Consider the following 14,158-nt stretch of genomic DNA (forward strand, 5'->3'; position numbering starts at 1 on the left):
TGCATATGTTAACGTGAGGGCACGTCCTAAGGAGGCATTTGTATGATTGGGGAAATGATCACATTAGCGATGATGGCATTTGCGTTGGGGATGGATGCATTTTCAGTCAGCCTCGGCATGGGATTGCTTCAGCTTCGTTTGAAGCAAATTGCCTATATTGGAGCAACGGTAGGCTTTTTTCATGTTGTCATGCCTTTAGCTGGGATGACGATCGGTCGGTTGTTATCTATTCAATTAGGGCATGCAGCGACATATATCGGAGGAGCATTGTTGTTTATTCTCGGTGTGCAAATGGTCATCGCTTCCTTCCATCATGAACAAGAACGTTGGCTGAGGCCTGTTGGCATCGGTTTGTTTTTATTTGCGTTTAGCGTTAGCCTTGACAGTTTTTCCGTCGGGTTAAGTTTAGGGATTTATGGGGTGGAAATGGTGCTCGCTGTGACCGCATTCGGCTTGACGAGCATGGTGTTAACGTGGATAGGGTTGCTTCTTGGGCGTCGCTTTCAACGTTGGTTAGGGACATATAGCGAGGCGTTAGGTGGTGCCATTTTACTTTTATTTGCATGTAAACTATTATTTCCTTTATGAGCTGGGGCGTTTCCAGTTCTTTTTTCTTTTTTACTCTATATTTTGTCTTACGGTTTGCTTTATAATAATAGTAAACATGTGGGAAATGATGCGAGGTGTGAATGGTGAGTCAAACGAACGTTTTGTTTGTATGCACAGGAAATACGTGTCGAAGTCCGATGGCGGAGGCGCTACTTAGACATAAACAACTGCCGCACGTACAAGTGAGGTCAGCTGGCGTTTTTGCGTTTGAGGGGAGCGATGCGTCACAACATGCGAAAGCGGTGCTCGCTGAAAAAGGGATCGATGTCGACCATCGTGCTTCGTTGCTAACAAAAGAACATATTGACTGGGCAACGTATGTATTGACGATGACCGAAAGTCACAAGCAACATGTGTTGTCTCGTTTTCCGGAAGCAGAAGGAAAAACGTTTACGTTGTACGAATTTCTTGGTGACAGCAAAGACGTTATCGATCCATTTGGGGGCTCGATTGACGTGTATCGTCAAACGCGCGATGAGCTCGAACAAGCAATTGAAAAGCTACATGAAAAGCTATAACGCAAGGGGGATGTATGATGGGGGGAAAATACACATTTAGCTTACAAAAAAAGCTAGCCATTTTCACAACGGTATTAGCGATCATTACGTATTCAACAAGCGCCTTTTATATTTATGTGCTCTATGACTACGTCAAACAATGGCTTCCGTTTGGGGAAAATACGTTTACCATTTTAACGCTATTGCTCGGTATTTTTTGGTCTGGTGTATTGGCATATTATGCGGCGCGGTTCATTACGAAACCACTTTCTCAACTTGAACAAGCGGCGTTAAAAGCAGCAGAAGGGGAAATTGGACAAGATGTACCTGTGCCAAAGTCGGATGATGAAATTCGTTCGCTTGCGCTTGCATTTAACGATATGTTGCGCAGTTTACGCGAAATCGTGCAAAACATTCAACAAAATTTTGCCCATACGAATGAAAAAGTTGTCGAGATGACAAACGTGTCTCGAGTTGCGGCGGAACAAGCGGAAAACATCGCGCGCACGATTGATGAAATTTCAAAAGGAGCGGATAATTCCGCGGTGGCGATGCAAACGACAGCGGAAGCAGTAGAAGATGTATTAGCGATCGCAGGAAACGTACAACAAAAAGCGATGCAATCGGAAAAACTGTCGACGGAGATGGTTGCAAAGCTTGAAGAAAGCCGTCGCGTCATCGGTTCGCTCATCGCTGGCATTCAACAATTAGCGAAAAACAACGAAGCTTCGCTACATGTCGTGCGACGCTTAGAAGATCATGCGAAAGAAGTAGGACAAATTATTTCGCTTGTTGGGGATATTGCAGGACAGACGAATTTACTAGCATTAAACGCTTCGATTGAAGCCGCGCGCGCTGGTGAACACGGGAAAGGATTTGCGGTCGTTGCGGAAGAAGTAAGAAAGTTAGCGGATGAAAGTGCTAAGGCGGTACAAGGCATTTCTGAGCTCGTTCAAAACATTCAACATGAAGTAGCCAACGTCGTTAGCCAAATTACGGAGCAAGTAAAAAAAGCAAATGATGAAGCGAAAAAAGGAAACGAGACAAATGAAGCGATTTCGCACATGAGTGCATCCATTCATGAAGTAGCAGATGCGGTCAAACAAATTGCCCAACTTGTTGATGAACAAACGAAATACATTCAACAAACATCTGTTCAATCGCAAGAAGTGGCTGCGATTGCCGAACAAACATCCGCTGGGGCGGAAGAAGTGACAGCGGCAACACAAGAGCAAACCGCGGTCATCGAAAGCATGCGTGAACTAGCAACAGAACTTGGTGAGCAAGCAGAAAAATTAAAACAAACGATTGCCCGTTTTCGTTTATAAGCATAATAAATGATGAAAAGACCGTCTCGACCCGTTAAAATGAAGAGAGACGGTTTTTTCTTTATAACGATAAGGAGGGGTTCAAACGTGAAAGTAGCAATCGCATCAGACCATGGTGGCATTCGTATTCGCGAGGAAATTAAAAAACTCATGGATGAAATGGGAATTGAATATACAGATTTTGGATGTGAATGTGAAACGTCGGTCGATTATCCAGACTATGCGTTGCCGGTCGCACAAAAAGTAGCGAACGGTGAATTTGACCGCGGAATATTAATTTGCGGAACAGGTATTGGCATGAGCATTGCTGCAAATAAAGTGAAAGGCATTCGTTGTGCGCTCGTTCATGACGTATTTAGTGCAAAAGCAACGCGCGAACATAACGACAGCAATATATTAGCGATGGGCGAACGCGTCATCGGACCGGGATTGGCGCGCGAAATTGCCAAAGTATGGCTGACAACCCCATTTGAAGGAGGTCGTCACGAAAAACGCATTCAAAAAATTTCCGCTTATGAAAACGAGCAATAAAGGTGGGAGTATCGTGACGGACATGGAACAATGGCGTAGTCAATGGCAAAAGGCGCTTGCTGAGTTTCGTGCGCAAGTGCCGCTAACGAATCATGACGTTGTCGTCATTGGTTGCAGTACAAGTGAAGTCATTGGAGAAAAAATCGGAACAGCGGGAACGATGGATGTGGCGGCGATGTTGTTTCAAGAACTGAAACAATGGCGCGATGAAACAGGAGTGCAGCTTGCGTTTCAATGTTGTGAACATTTAAACCGGGCATTAGTAGTGGAACGACAAACCGCTGTGACAAAGCAGCTGGAAATTGTGAGCGTCATTCCTGTTCGCAACGCGGGTGGCGCAATGGCGGCATACGCATATACGCAACTTCATGATCCTGTTGTCGTTGAACATATTCGAGCAGATGCTGGCATTGATATCGGTGCTACATTAATTGGTATGCATTTAAAACATGTGGCGGTTCCTGTCCGCACATCGATTAAGCAAATCGGACATGCGATCGTTACATTTGCGAAAACGAGACCGAAGCTCATCGGAGGCGAACGCGCCGTCTATTCAGAAGAAAAGGCGAACAAATCATGTTCGATCGGTTAAATTTGTTCACTTTTTCATTTGAAAATGTGTTAAGATAAAAAAGAATATTCACACTTTAGGGGAGGATTGTCAATGAGTCGCTTGTCACAGCAAGATCCGCAAGTATTTCAAGCTATTCAAGATGAGTTAAAACGACAACAAACGAAAATTGAATTGATTGCATCGGAAAACTTCGTTAGTGAAGCGGTGATGGAAGCGCAAGGATCAGTATTAACGAACAAGTATGCTGAAGGATATCCAGGCCGTCGCTATTACGGCGGTTGTGAACATGTTGACGTCGTGGAAGAGCTTGGGCGCGAACGTGCAAAACAATTGTTCGGAGCGGAGCATGCAAATGTTCAACCACACTCAGGGGCACAAGCGAACATGGCGGTATATTTTACAATTTTACAACATGGGGATACTGTGCTTGGCATGAACTTATCGCACGGCGGGCATTTAACGCACGGAAGCCCGGTGAATTTTAGCGGTATTCAATACAATTTCATTGAATACGGCGTTGATCCAGAAACGCACCGTATTAATTACGATGACGTTCGTGAAAAAGCATTAAAGCATAAACCGAAATTAATCGTTGCTGGGGCAAGCGCATATCCGCGCACGATTGACTTTGCGAAGTTCCGTGAAATCGCTGATGAAGTAGGCGCCTATTTCATGGTCGATATGGCCCACATTGCCGGACTTGTCGCGGCAGGGTTGCATCCAAATCCTGTGCCGTATGCCCATTTTGTCACGACAACAACGCATAAAACGTTACGCGGTCCGCGTGGAGGCATGATTTTATGTCAAGAACAGTTTGCTAAACAAATTGATAAAGCGATTTTCCCGGGCATTCAAGGTGGTCCGCTTATGCATGTGATCGCTGCAAAAGCTGTGGCGCTCGGTGAGGCGTTACAAGACGATTTCAAAACGTATGCGCAAAACATTGTAAACAATGCGAAACGTTTAGCGGAAGCGCTCGTAGCAGAAGGGTTTACGCTCGTTTCTGGCGGAACGGACAACCATTTATTGCTCATTGACCTCCGTTCCATCGGATTAACAGGAAAAGTGGCTGAAAAAGTGCTCGATGAGATCGGTATTACAGTCAATAAAAACACGATTCCATATGACCCAGAAAGCCCGTTTGTCACAAGCGGCATTCGCATCGGTACAGCAGCGGTAACAAGCCGTGGCTTTGGGCTTGAAGAAATGGATGAAATTGCGCGCATCATTTCGATTGCGCTCAAACATAAAGACGATGAACAAAAATTAGACGAAGCGCGCCGTCGCGTTGCTGCATTAACTGAAAAATTTCCACTGTACGTATAAGGTGTCCATCGGGGCACCTTTTTCTTTAAATCGTAAGTTGAATCCTCGTTTGTTTTTATGTAAAATTTACAAGAATGCATATGAAAAAAAGGGGCGACTGACATGAGTAAAGTGTACGTATTTGATCATCCGTTAATTCAACATAAGCTTACATACATTCGTGATAAACATACAGGAACAAAAGAGTTTCGCGAGCTTGTCGAAGAAGTGGCGACGCTTATGGCGTTTGAAATTACGCGCGATTTGCCGCTTCAAGAAGTTGACATTGAAACACCTGTTAGCAAAGCGAGAGCGAAAGTGATCGCAGGGAAAAAATTAGGTATCATCCCGATTTTACGTGCAGGAATCGGAATGGTAGACGGCATTTTAAAGCTCATTCCAGCTGCTAAAGTAGGGCATATTGGATTGTATCGCGATCCAGAGACGTTAAAGCCGGTTGAATATTACGTGAAGCTTCCGACAGACGTCGAAGAGCGCGACTTTATTGTTGTCGACCCGATGCTTGCGACAGGGGGATCAGCTGTTGAGGCGATTCATGCCCTCAAAAAACGCGGGGCGAAAAACATTAAGTTTATGTGTTTAATCGCCGCACCAGAAGGAGTCGAAGCGGTGCAACAAGCGCATCCAGACGTCGACATTTATATCGCTGCATTAGACGAAAAATTAAACGATCACGGCTATATCGTACCAGGTCTTGGCGATGCTGGAGACCGTCTGTTTGGGACGAAGTAAGGTGAGCATAATGGGAAAACGAAAAGTCATGACCATTTTCGGAACGAGACCGGAAGCGATTAAAATGGCTCCGCTCGTGTTAGAATTGCAAAAATACGAAGATATTGAGTCGATTGTAACTGTGACAGCACAACATCGCCAAATGCTTGATCAAGTGCTCGATATTTTCGGTATTCAACCACATTACGACCTAAACATTATGAAAGAGCGTCAAACGCTTGTCGATATTACGACAAGGGCGCTTGCTGGTTTAGACGACGTCATGAAAAAAGTAAAGCCCGACATCGTGCTCGTCCACGGCGACACGACAACGACATTTGTCGCGAGTCTAGCGGCATTTTACAACCAAATTGCTGTTGGGCACGTGGAAGCGGGGTTAAGAACGTGGAATAAATACTCGCCGTTTCCAGAAGAAATGAATCGCCAATTAACGGGGGTATTAGCTGATTTGCATTTTGCTCCGACAGCGAAAGCGGCGGAAAATTTACGAGCAGAAAACAAGCGGGACGACGCCATTTTTATTACCGGCAACACCGCGATTGACGCGTTAAAAACGACGGTGCGCGACACGTATACCCACCCGATTTTAGAAAAGGTAGCGGGAAGCCGTATGATTTTACTGACGGCGCATCGCCGCGAAAACCTCGGTGAACCGATGCGCAATATGTTCCGGGCGATTAAACGGCTCGTAGACGATTACCGCGACGTTCAAGTTGTTTATCCCGTTCATTTAAATCCGGTCGTTCGCGAATTGGCGAATGAGATATTAGGAGACGATGAACGCATTCATTTAATCGAGCCGTTAGATGTCGTGGATTTCCATAACTTCGCAGCCCGTGCATATATGATTTTAACCGATTCAGGCGGCGTTCAAGAAGAAGCGCCTTCTCTCGGTGTGCCTGTCCTCGTGTTGCGCGATACGACAGAGCGTCCGGAAGGGATCGAGGCGGGAACGCTAAAATTAGCTGGAACGGACGAACAAACGATTTACAAGTTAGCTAGCGAGCTACTGACGGACGAAAAAGCATATGACCAAATGGCGAAAGCGTCAAATCCGTACGGTGACGGATGGGCATCAATGCGGATTGTTGAAGCGATTCGTTATTATTTCGGGCAAAGCGATGTTCCTCCGACGCCATTTCAACACGAAAAAGGGATGTGATGACGCATCCCTTTTTTCTACCAAAAATTTTCCCTACTTTTGTGACCGAACGCATTGACATCGAGTTTTCGCTATTGTATGCTTACAAGGGGATAAGGATAACCTTTTTTAAAATACAGTAAATTCTGAAAATGAAAAGTGAGGCTTTCGTATGCGGCAACGTGAGCGCCATCCGTTTCGGGCAATCGGCTTGATGACGGGGATATCTTCCCAGCTTGTCGGGTCCGTCTTAGTTGGGATTTTTGGAGGACGTTTTGTTGACGAACACTTTGGTACCGAACCGCTCTTTTTAATTGTCGGCTTGTTGCTCGGCTTAGCGGCTGGTGTTTACGCGATGATTCGCCTCATTCGCTCATTTTTTTCAGGAGAGGAAAAATGAACGAACTGCAGCAACATTGGCGACGTCACAAATCGTACATACTATATTTGTTGGCACTTTATGTATTAGGATGGGGTTTTTCGTCATACGAAAAAATATTTTTAAGTTTAATTATTGGAACGATTATCGGCTTATTTAATACGTGGACGCTCATTAGAAGGGTTGAGCGACTAGGACGAGCTGTTATTCTAGGGGAACGAGTAGTTTCACTCGGCATGCTCTCACGCATGGCGGCTGCTACATTGGGTGCCATTTTTGCGTTGCGTTATCCAGAACACTTATCGATCGTTTGGATAGTGGTAGGATTAATGACATCTTATGTTGTCATTATGATAGATTTCTTTTTCCAAAAAAACAAAGAGGAAGAGAGGTGAGTAAAGGTGCATCATAAGTCTCCTCTGTATGAATTGTTTGGATTAACCTTTAATTTGTCAAACGTAATGATGATTACGGTTACATCCGTCATTGTGTTTGTCATCGCTTTATTGGCAACGCGCAACTTGTCGATGAAGCCAACAGGTATGCAAAATTTTCTAGAGTGGGTCATGGATTTTGTCAAAGGGATTATTAAAAGCAACATGGATTGGCAAACAGGCGGGAGATTCCAAGTTTTAGGTGTTACACTGATTATGTATATTTTTGTAGCCAATATGCTTGGTCTACCTTTTGCGGTCGTCATTAACGACGAACTATGGTGGAAGTCCCCGACCGCTGATCCTGTGATCACACTTACACTAGCTACAATGGTAGTTGGATTGTCTCACTATTACGGCATTAAAATGAAAGGGTTAAAAGGATATGCCGAAGGTTTTGTCAGCCCGATGCCGTTTTTGTTCCCGTTGAAGATTATTGAGGAGTTTGCGAATACTCTGACGCTCGGTCTCCGTTTATACGGAAACATTTTCGCGGGTGAAATTTTGTTAGGATTGTTGGCTGGTAGTCTAGCGACTGGATTTGCTGGCACGGTTGTAGCGATCATTCCTACAATTGTATGGCAAGCATTTAGTATTTTCGTTGGTGCGATTCAAGCATTTATTTTCACTATGTTAACGATGGTTTACATGTCTCACAAAGTGAGCCATGACCATTAGAATATATTAACAACTTTGTTCTCAAAAAACAGCTTTTAAGGAGGAGTTAAATATGGGAGCTTTAGCAGCTGCAATTGCAATCGGTTTAGCAGCACTTGGTGCAGGATTTGGTAACGGTATGATTGTCAGTCGTACAGTAGAGGGAATTGCTCGTCAACCTGAGGCTCGTGGAGCACTTCAAACGACGATGTTCATCGGGGTAGCACTAGTCGAAGCGATTCCGATTATCGCGGTTGTCGTAGCGTTCATGGTTATGGGCATGTAATTGTCAAAGTGAACTTATACGAAACGGTTCAATAATGGCGAAGTCCGTCTCATACGAGAACCTTCGCCATTCCTTTATGTTCGTACGCACACGCTCCGAGCGATATTCGGGCGATTTTTGAAGGGAGTGAAACGCGCGGTGGTAAACATGTTTGTATTAGGTGCTGGGTTCAACGGCGGTGATATTGCATTCCAATTACTCATGTTCCTCTTGCTCATGTTCTTGCTACGTAAATATGCATTTGGGCCGTTAATGGGCGTCATGAAGCAACGCGAAGAGCATATTGCAAACGAAATCGAGCAAGCGGAAAAACATCATCAAGAAGCGAAAAAGCTTGCAGAAGAGCAACGTGAATTAATGAAAAAATCGCGCCAAGAAGCGCAAGCGCTTATCGAAGAAGCACGCAAGCTTGGTGAAGAGCAAAAAGAGCAAATCATTCAAGCGGCGCGCGCTGAAGCGGAGCGTTTAAAAGAAGCAGCGAAAAAAGAAATCGCGCAAGAAAAAGAACAAGCGATGGCAGCGTTACGCCAACAAGTTGCTTCTTTATCCGTACTTATTGCATCAAAAGTAATTGAAAAAGAATTGAGCGAACAAGATCAAGCGAAGCTGATTAGCGAGTACATTCAAGAGGTAGGAGAAAGCCGATGAACAAACAAGTCGTAGCGAAACGATATGCGTCGGCACTTTTTGAAATTGCGAAAGAACAACAGCTTCTTGATCAGCTCGAACAAGAACTTCGCGTCGTGAAACAAGTATTTGCACAAAATGAAGCGCTTCTTTCTGTATTGAACCATCCGAAAGTTGCGCTAGCGAAAAAGAAAGCGCTCATCCAAGAAGCGTTTGCAAGCGTTTCAAATGTACTGCAACATACGTTTATGTTGCTTTTAGATCGCCATCGCATCGACATTGTAGAAGATTTGGCAGATGCGTTTATTGCGCTAGCGAATGAGGCGCGCGGTGTAGCTGAAGCGCTCGTCTATTCGGCTCGTCCGTTAACAGAAGACGAAACGAAGGCGCTTGCAGAAGTGTTCGCGAAAAAAGTCGGCGTCGACACGCTTCGCATCACAAACATCATCGATAAAGATGTGATCGGTGGGGTAAAAGTGCGCATCGGCAACCGCATTTTCGACGGAAGCGTCAGCGGAAAACTAGCAAGATTACAGCGACAGTTAACTCGCTAACATTTATAGATAGGGGTGAAATGCATGAGCATCAAAGCGGAAGAAATTAGCGCGCTGATAAAAAAGCAAATCGAAAACTATCAGTCTGAAATCGAAGTGAGCGATGTCGGCACAGTCATTCAAGTCGGTGACGGAATCGCTCGTGCTCATGGCCTCGACAACGTCATGTCAGGAGAGCTTGTTGAGTTTGCCAACGGCGTCATGGGATTGGCGCTAAACTTAGAAGAAAACAACGTCGGTATCGTTATTTTAGGACCGTACACAGGCATTAAAGAAGGCGACGAAGTACGTCGTACAGGTCGCATTATGGAAGTGCCAGTCGGTGAAGCGTTAATCGGTCGTGTCGTAAACCCATTAGGACAACCGGTAGACGGGCTTGGTCCAATTGAAACGACAGCAACTCGCCCGATTGAAAGCCCAGCACCTGGCGTCATGGATCGTAAATCTGTTCATGAGCCATTACAAACGGGAATTAAAGCGATTGACGCGCTTGTGCCAATCGGTCGCGGTCAGCGTGAGTTAATTATCGGAGACCGTCAAACAGGTAAAACGTCCGTTGCGGTAGATACAATCATCAACCAAAAAGGTAAAAACATGATTTGTATTTATGTGGCGATCGGACAAAAAGAATCAACCGTTCGTAACGTCGTTGAAACGTTGCGTAAATACGGGGCATTAGATTACACAATCGTCGTGACAGCGTCTGCGTCACAACCAGCTCCGCTTTTATTCTTAGCGCCATATGCGGGCGTAACGATGGGCGAATACTTCATGTACAAAGGACAACACGTTCTCGTTGTATATGATGATTTATCAAAACAAGCAGCAGCTTATCGTGAGCTTTCGTTATTATTACGCCGTCCGCCAGGTCGTGAAGCGTATCCGGGTGACGTATTCTACTTGCATTCTCGCTTGCTTGAGCGCGCAGCAAAATTAAGCGACGCAAAAGGGGCGGGTTCGTTAACAGCGTTGCCTTTCGTTGAGACGCAAGCGGGCGACATTTCAGCATACATTCCAACGAACGTTATTTCCATTACAGACGGACAAATTTTCTTGCAGTCTGATTTGTTCTTCTCTGGTGTGCGTCCAGCGATTAACGCCGGTCTTTCCGTATCGCGCGTCGGTGGGGCAGCACAAATTAAAGCGATGAAAAAAGTATCAGGTACGTTGCGTCTGGACTTAGCGGCATATCGTGAGCTAGAGGCGTTCGCGCAGTTCGGTTCCGACCTTGATAAAGCGACACAAGCAAAACTTGCTCGCGGTGCGCGCACAGTTGAAGTGTTAAAACAAGGTTTACATGAGCCGCTGCCAGTTGAAAAGCAAGTAGCGATCATTTATGCATTAACGCGCGGCTTCTTAGATGATATTCCAGTCGAAGATATTCGCCGCTTTGAAAAAGAGTTCCATGCATGGTTAGATAAGGACGAGAACGGTCAAAAGCTAATGGAGCATATTCGCACAACAGGCGATCTTCCAAACGAAGAAGACTTCAATAAAGCAATTGAAGCGTTCAAAAAGACGTTTGTTGTATCCGAGTAACAAAAGTAGAGTGGAGAGCGGAACAGCATGGCTGTTCCGTCCCTTTCAACAATTGAGCGAAAAAGGTGGTGAAACCTTTGGGAGCATCGTTACGCGATATTAAAGCGCGCATTAATACGACAAAAAAGACGAGCCAAATTACGAAAGCGATGGAAATGGTCTCGGCCTCAAAGTTAAACCGTGCTGAACATAATGCGAGATCGTTCACGCCGTACATGGAAAAAATTCAAGAAGTCGTCGCGAGCGTTGCACTTGGCAGCAATGACGCTTCTCATCCGATGCTTGTAAAGCGCCCAGTCAAAAAGACGGGATATTTAGTCATTACGTCTGACCGCGGTTTAGCAGGTGCTTACAACAGCAACGTGCTCCGTACGGTATACCAAACGATTCAAGAGCGTCACCGTTCAACAGAGGAATATGCGATCATCGCAATCGGCCGCGTCGGTTTAAATTTCTTTAAACGCCGCAACATCCCGGTAGCTTTACATATTACCGGTTTGCCAGACCAACCGACGTTTGCGGATATTAAAGAAATTGCGAACAAAACTGTCAATATGTTTGCGGATGGTACGTTTGATGAACTGTATATGTTTTACAACCATTTCGTCAGTGCCATCCAACAAGATGTCACAGAGAAAAAGCTATTGCCATTAACGGATTTAGCTTCCGATAAAAAGTTGACAGCTTACGAATTCGAGCCGTCGCAAGAAGAAATTTTAGAAGTATTGTTGCCGCAATACGCTGAAAGTTTAATTTACGGTGCTTTGCTAGATGCAAAAGCGAGCGAGCATGCTGCGCGGATGACAGCGATGAAAAACGCAACAGACAATGCAAAAGAATTGATTCGGACGCTTACACTTTCTTACAACCGTGCCCGTCAAGCAGCGATTACGCAAGAAATTACAGAGATTGTGGCCGGAGCGAACGCATTGCAATAAGGTTGATTAGCAGTTAGGAGGGAAAACGATGGCAAAAGGACGCGTTATTCAAGTTATGGGTCCTGTTGTAGACGTCAAGTTCGAAGACGGACACTTACCTGCGATTTACAACGCCCTAAAAATTAAACATAAAGCGCGTAACGAAAAAGAAGTCGATATCGACTTAACGTTAGAAGTAGCCCTTCACCTTGGGGACGATACAGTACGCACAATTGCGATGTCAACGACAGACGGATTAGTGCGTGGCATGGAAGTCATTGATACAGGAGCACCAATTTCTGTTCCTGTTGGTGAAGTGACGCTCGGACGCGTATTTAACGTACTAGGGGAGCCGATTGACTTAGGGGAAGACATCCCGGCAGACGCTCGCCGCGATTCGATTCACCGTCCGGCACCAAAATTCGAACAGCTTTCAACACAAGTTGAAATTCTTGAAACAGGAATTAAAGTCGTTGACTTGCTTGCACCTTATATTAAAGGTGGAAAAATCGGTTTGTTCGGTGGTGCAGGGGTAGGAAAAACGGTTTTAATTCAAGAGTTAATTAACAACATCGCGCAAGAGCACGGTGGTATTTCCGTATTCGCGGGCGTTGGTGAGCGCACGCGCGAAGGAAACGACTTGTACCATGAAATGAAAGACTCTGGCGTTATTAACAAAACAGCGATGGTATTCGGTCAAATGAACGAGCCACCTGGAGCACGTATGCGTGTAGCGTTAACAGGGTTAACAATGGCGGAATATTTCCGTGATGAGCAAGGACAAGACGTATTGTTCTTCATCGATAACATTTTCCGTTTCACACAGGCAGGTTCGGAGGTTTCTGCGTTATTAGGACGCATGCCTTCAGCGGTAGGTTACCAACCAACGCTTGCGACAGAAATGGGTCAATTACAAGAACGTATTACATCAACAGCAGTCGGTTCGGTTACATCGATCCAAGCGATTTACGTACCAGCGGACGACTACACAGACCCAGCGCCAGCGACAACGTTCGCACACTTAGATGCAACGACAAACTTAGAGCGTAAACTATCAGAGATGGGTATTTACCCAGCGGTAGACCCACTCGCATCGACATCTCGTGCGCTTTCGCCTGAAATCGTCGGTGAAGAGCACTATCAAGTTGCGCGCAAAGTACAACAAACGTTACAGCGCTACAAAGAATTGCAAGACATTATTGCGATTCTCGGTATGGATGAGCTTTCAGAAGAAGATAAACTTGTCGTTCATCGCGCTCGTCGCATTCAGTTCTTCTTGTCGCAAAACTTTCACGTTGCTGAACAGTTTACAGGACAACCAGGTTCATACGTTCCTGTAAAAGAGACAGTTCGTGGCTTTAAAGAAATTTTGGAAGGAAAATATGACCATCTTCCAGAAGATGCGTTCCGCTTAGTCGGCCGTATTGAAGAAGTAATTGAAAAAGCGAGAAAAATGGGCGTAGAAGTTTAATAAGGGACCGAGGAGGATTTTCCATGAAGACGATTAAAGTCAGTGTCGTAACTCCGGACGGCCCAGTATATGAAGCGGATGTGGAAATGGTGAGTGCTAAAGCGCAAAGCGGCGAACTCGGCGTGTTGCCAGGGCACATTCCGATGGTCGCACCGCTAGAGATTGGCGCGGTTCGTTTGAAAAAAGGAAACGCGACAGAGCTTGTCGCGGTGAGCGGCGGCTTTTTAGAAGTTCGCCCTGATCGCGTCACGATTTTGGCGCAAGCAGCGGAACGAGCAGAAGATATTGATGTGGCGCGTGCAAAAGCGGCGAAAGAGCGGGCTGAACGCCGTCTGCAAGCGAAACAAGAAGATATTGATCATAAGCGGGCTGAGCTAGCTTTACGTCGCGCGCTTAACCGTTTAAATGTCGCGAATCGCAACTTTTAACCCTAAGAGCATCGTCTCTTAGGGTTTTTTGTTATTAGAAAGAGGGGGGTTTTTTTCTTGTTTTTGGAACAAGTTTTATCGACACATATGTGAAGAAGTGATATAATGTTATCGGTTACAGTCGTAAT

At 45.4% G+C, this 14,158-nt stretch carries 18 protein-coding genes; all 18 read left to right on the forward strand.

Annotated elements, in window-relative coordinates:
* Window positions 1-42: 42 nt before the first annotated feature.
* The 18 genes from ETB99_RS05755 (at window position 43) to ETB99_RS05840 (ending at window position 14,030) form a co-directional block, all read left to right on the forward strand.
* Window positions 43-588, forward strand: coding sequence for a manganese efflux pump MntP (locus ETB99_RS05755; RefSeq protein ID WP_077429167.1), 546 nt, complete (start codon window positions 43-45; stop codon window positions 586-588).
* Window positions 589-689: 101 nt separating this feature from the next.
* Window positions 690-1,127 (forward strand): low molecular weight protein arginine phosphatase, encoded by a 438-nt coding sequence (locus tag ETB99_RS05760; protein WP_006320970.1) that lies wholly within the window; start codon window positions 690-692, stop codon window positions 1,125-1,127.
* 17 nt (window positions 1,128-1,144) lie between these two features.
* The gene (locus ETB99_RS05765) at window positions 1,145-2,434 is read left to right on the forward strand and encodes a methyl-accepting chemotaxis protein (RefSeq protein WP_375153707.1); all 1,290 of its coding nucleotides are present in this window, start codon (window positions 1,145-1,147) and stop codon (window positions 2,432-2,434) included.
* 87 nt (window positions 2,435-2,521) lie between these two features.
* Window positions 2,522-2,965 carry a ribose 5-phosphate isomerase B gene (gene rpiB / locus ETB99_RS05770; protein ID WP_004893029.1) on the forward strand — a complete coding sequence of 148 codons (444 nt, stop codon included), beginning with the start codon at window positions 2,522-2,524 and terminating at the stop codon, window positions 2,963-2,965.
* 22 nt (window positions 2,966-2,987) lie between these two features.
* On the forward strand, window positions 2,988-3,557 hold the full coding sequence (locus ETB99_RS05775) for a TIGR01440 family protein (RefSeq protein WP_370642790.1): 570 nt from the start codon (window positions 2,988-2,990) through the stop codon (window positions 3,555-3,557).
* Between the two features lie 72 nt (window positions 3,558-3,629).
* A complete protein-coding gene (gene glyA / locus ETB99_RS05780) occupies window positions 3,630-4,865 on the forward strand; it encodes a serine hydroxymethyltransferase (RefSeq protein WP_171700150.1) in 1,236 nt (411 codons plus the stop codon).
* A gap of 102 nt (window positions 4,866-4,967) precedes the next feature.
* Window positions 4,968-5,597: a uracil phosphoribosyltransferase gene (gene upp / locus ETB99_RS05785; RefSeq protein WP_021095055.1), complete on the forward strand. Its 630-nt coding sequence runs from the start codon at window positions 4,968-4,970 to the stop codon at window positions 5,595-5,597.
* Window positions 5,598-5,607: 10 nt separating this feature from the next.
* Window positions 5,608-6,759, forward strand: coding sequence for a non-hydrolyzing UDP-N-acetylglucosamine 2-epimerase (wecB, locus tag ETB99_RS05790; protein ID WP_171700151.1), 1,152 nt, complete (start codon window positions 5,608-5,610; stop codon window positions 6,757-6,759).
* A gap of 151 nt (window positions 6,760-6,910) precedes the next feature.
* On the forward strand, window positions 6,911-7,138 hold the full coding sequence (locus ETB99_RS05795; protein WP_042535963.1) for an AtpZ/AtpI family protein: 228 nt from the start codon (window positions 6,911-6,913) through the stop codon (window positions 7,136-7,138).
* Window positions 7,135-7,512, forward strand: a complete 378-nt coding sequence (locus tag ETB99_RS05800; protein WP_171700152.1) for an ATP synthase subunit I — start codon at window positions 7,135-7,137, stop codon at window positions 7,510-7,512. The genes ETB99_RS05795 and ETB99_RS05800 overlap by 4 nt, the downstream gene beginning before the upstream one ends.
* 6 nt (window positions 7,513-7,518) lie before the next feature.
* Entirely contained in the window at window positions 7,519-8,229 is a 711-nt protein-coding gene (atpB, locus tag ETB99_RS05805) for a F0F1 ATP synthase subunit A (protein ID WP_171700153.1), read from the forward strand.
* A 52-nt stretch (window positions 8,230-8,281) separates the two neighbouring features.
* Window positions 8,282-8,494, forward strand: coding sequence for a F0F1 ATP synthase subunit C (gene atpE, locus ETB99_RS05810; protein ID WP_021095059.1), 213 nt, complete (start codon window positions 8,282-8,284; stop codon window positions 8,492-8,494).
* A gap of 147 nt (window positions 8,495-8,641) precedes the next feature.
* Window positions 8,642-9,142, forward strand: a complete 501-nt coding sequence (atpF, locus tag ETB99_RS05815) for a F0F1 ATP synthase subunit B (RefSeq protein ID WP_129000907.1) — start codon at window positions 8,642-8,644, stop codon at window positions 9,140-9,142.
* Window positions 9,139-9,675, forward strand: coding sequence for a F0F1 ATP synthase subunit delta (locus ETB99_RS05820; protein ID WP_171700154.1), 537 nt, complete (start codon window positions 9,139-9,141; stop codon window positions 9,673-9,675). The genes atpF and ETB99_RS05820 overlap by 4 nt, the downstream gene beginning before the upstream one ends.
* Window positions 9,676-9,699: 24 nt before the next feature.
* A complete protein-coding gene (atpA, locus tag ETB99_RS05825; protein ID WP_006319888.1) occupies window positions 9,700-11,214 on the forward strand; it encodes a F0F1 ATP synthase subunit alpha in 1,515 nt (504 codons plus the stop codon).
* A 77-nt stretch (window positions 11,215-11,291) separates the two neighbouring features.
* Window positions 11,292-12,152 (forward strand): F0F1 ATP synthase subunit gamma, encoded by an 861-nt coding sequence (locus ETB99_RS05830; protein ID WP_003396998.1) that lies wholly within the window; start codon window positions 11,292-11,294, stop codon window positions 12,150-12,152.
* A gap of 28 nt (window positions 12,153-12,180) precedes the next feature.
* A complete protein-coding gene (gene atpD / locus ETB99_RS05835; protein ID WP_003396997.1) occupies window positions 12,181-13,602 on the forward strand; it encodes a F0F1 ATP synthase subunit beta in 1,422 nt (473 codons plus the stop codon).
* A gap of 23 nt (window positions 13,603-13,625) precedes the next feature.
* Window positions 13,626-14,030 carry a F0F1 ATP synthase subunit epsilon gene (locus ETB99_RS05840; protein WP_003396996.1) on the forward strand — a complete coding sequence of 135 codons (405 nt, stop codon included), beginning with the start codon at window positions 13,626-13,628 and terminating at the stop codon, window positions 14,028-14,030.
* Window positions 14,031-14,158 lie beyond the last annotated feature (128 nt).

Origin of the sequence: Anoxybacillus sp. CHMUD (assembly GCF_013096965.1) — a bacterium.
In the GTDB taxonomy this organism is placed as follows: Bacteria; Bacillota; Bacilli; order Bacillales; family Anoxybacillaceae; genus Anoxybacillus; species Anoxybacillus kestanbolensis_A.

Bases quoted from the DNA above. Each gene is read 5' to 3' on its own strand.
- ETB99_RS05755 (WP_077429167.1), top strand. From the start codon at position 43: ATGATTGGGGAAATGATCACATTAGCGATGATGGCATTTGCGTTGGGG.
- ETB99_RS05760 (WP_006320970.1), top strand. From the start codon at position 690: ATGGTGAGTCAAACGAACGTTTTGTTTGTATGCACAGGAAATACGTGT.
- ETB99_RS05765 (WP_375153707.1), top strand. From the start codon at position 1,145: ATGGGGGGAAAATACACATTTAGCTTACAAAAAAAGCTAGCCATTTTC.
- ETB99_RS05775 (WP_370642790.1), top strand. From the start codon at position 2,988: ATGGAACAATGGCGTAGTCAATGGCAAAAGGCGCTTGCTGAGTTTCGT.
- glyA (WP_171700150.1), top strand. From the start codon at position 3,630: ATGAGTCGCTTGTCACAGCAAGATCCGCAAGTATTTCAAGCTATTCAA.
- upp (WP_021095055.1), top strand. From the start codon at position 4,968: ATGAGTAAAGTGTACGTATTTGATCATCCGTTAATTCAACATAAGCTT.
- wecB (WP_171700151.1), top strand. From the start codon at position 5,608: ATGGGAAAACGAAAAGTCATGACCATTTTCGGAACGAGACCGGAAGCG.
- ETB99_RS05795 (WP_042535963.1), top strand. From the start codon at position 6,911: ATGCGGCAACGTGAGCGCCATCCGTTTCGGGCAATCGGCTTGATGACG.
- ETB99_RS05800 (WP_171700152.1), top strand. From the start codon at position 7,135: ATGAACGAACTGCAGCAACATTGGCGACGTCACAAATCGTACATACTA.
- atpE (WP_021095059.1), top strand. From the start codon at position 8,282: ATGGGAGCTTTAGCAGCTGCAATTGCAATCGGTTTAGCAGCACTTGGT.
- atpF (WP_129000907.1), top strand. From the start codon at position 8,642: ATGTTTGTATTAGGTGCTGGGTTCAACGGCGGTGATATTGCATTCCAA.
- ETB99_RS05820 (WP_171700154.1), top strand. From the start codon at position 9,139: ATGAACAAACAAGTCGTAGCGAAACGATATGCGTCGGCACTTTTTGAA.
- atpA (WP_006319888.1), top strand. From the start codon at position 9,700: ATGAGCATCAAAGCGGAAGAAATTAGCGCGCTGATAAAAAAGCAAATC.
- atpD (WP_003396997.1), top strand. From the start codon at position 12,181: ATGGCAAAAGGACGCGTTATTCAAGTTATGGGTCCTGTTGTAGACGTC.
- ETB99_RS05840 (WP_003396996.1), top strand. From the start codon at position 13,626: ATGAAGACGATTAAAGTCAGTGTCGTAACTCCGGACGGCCCAGTATAT.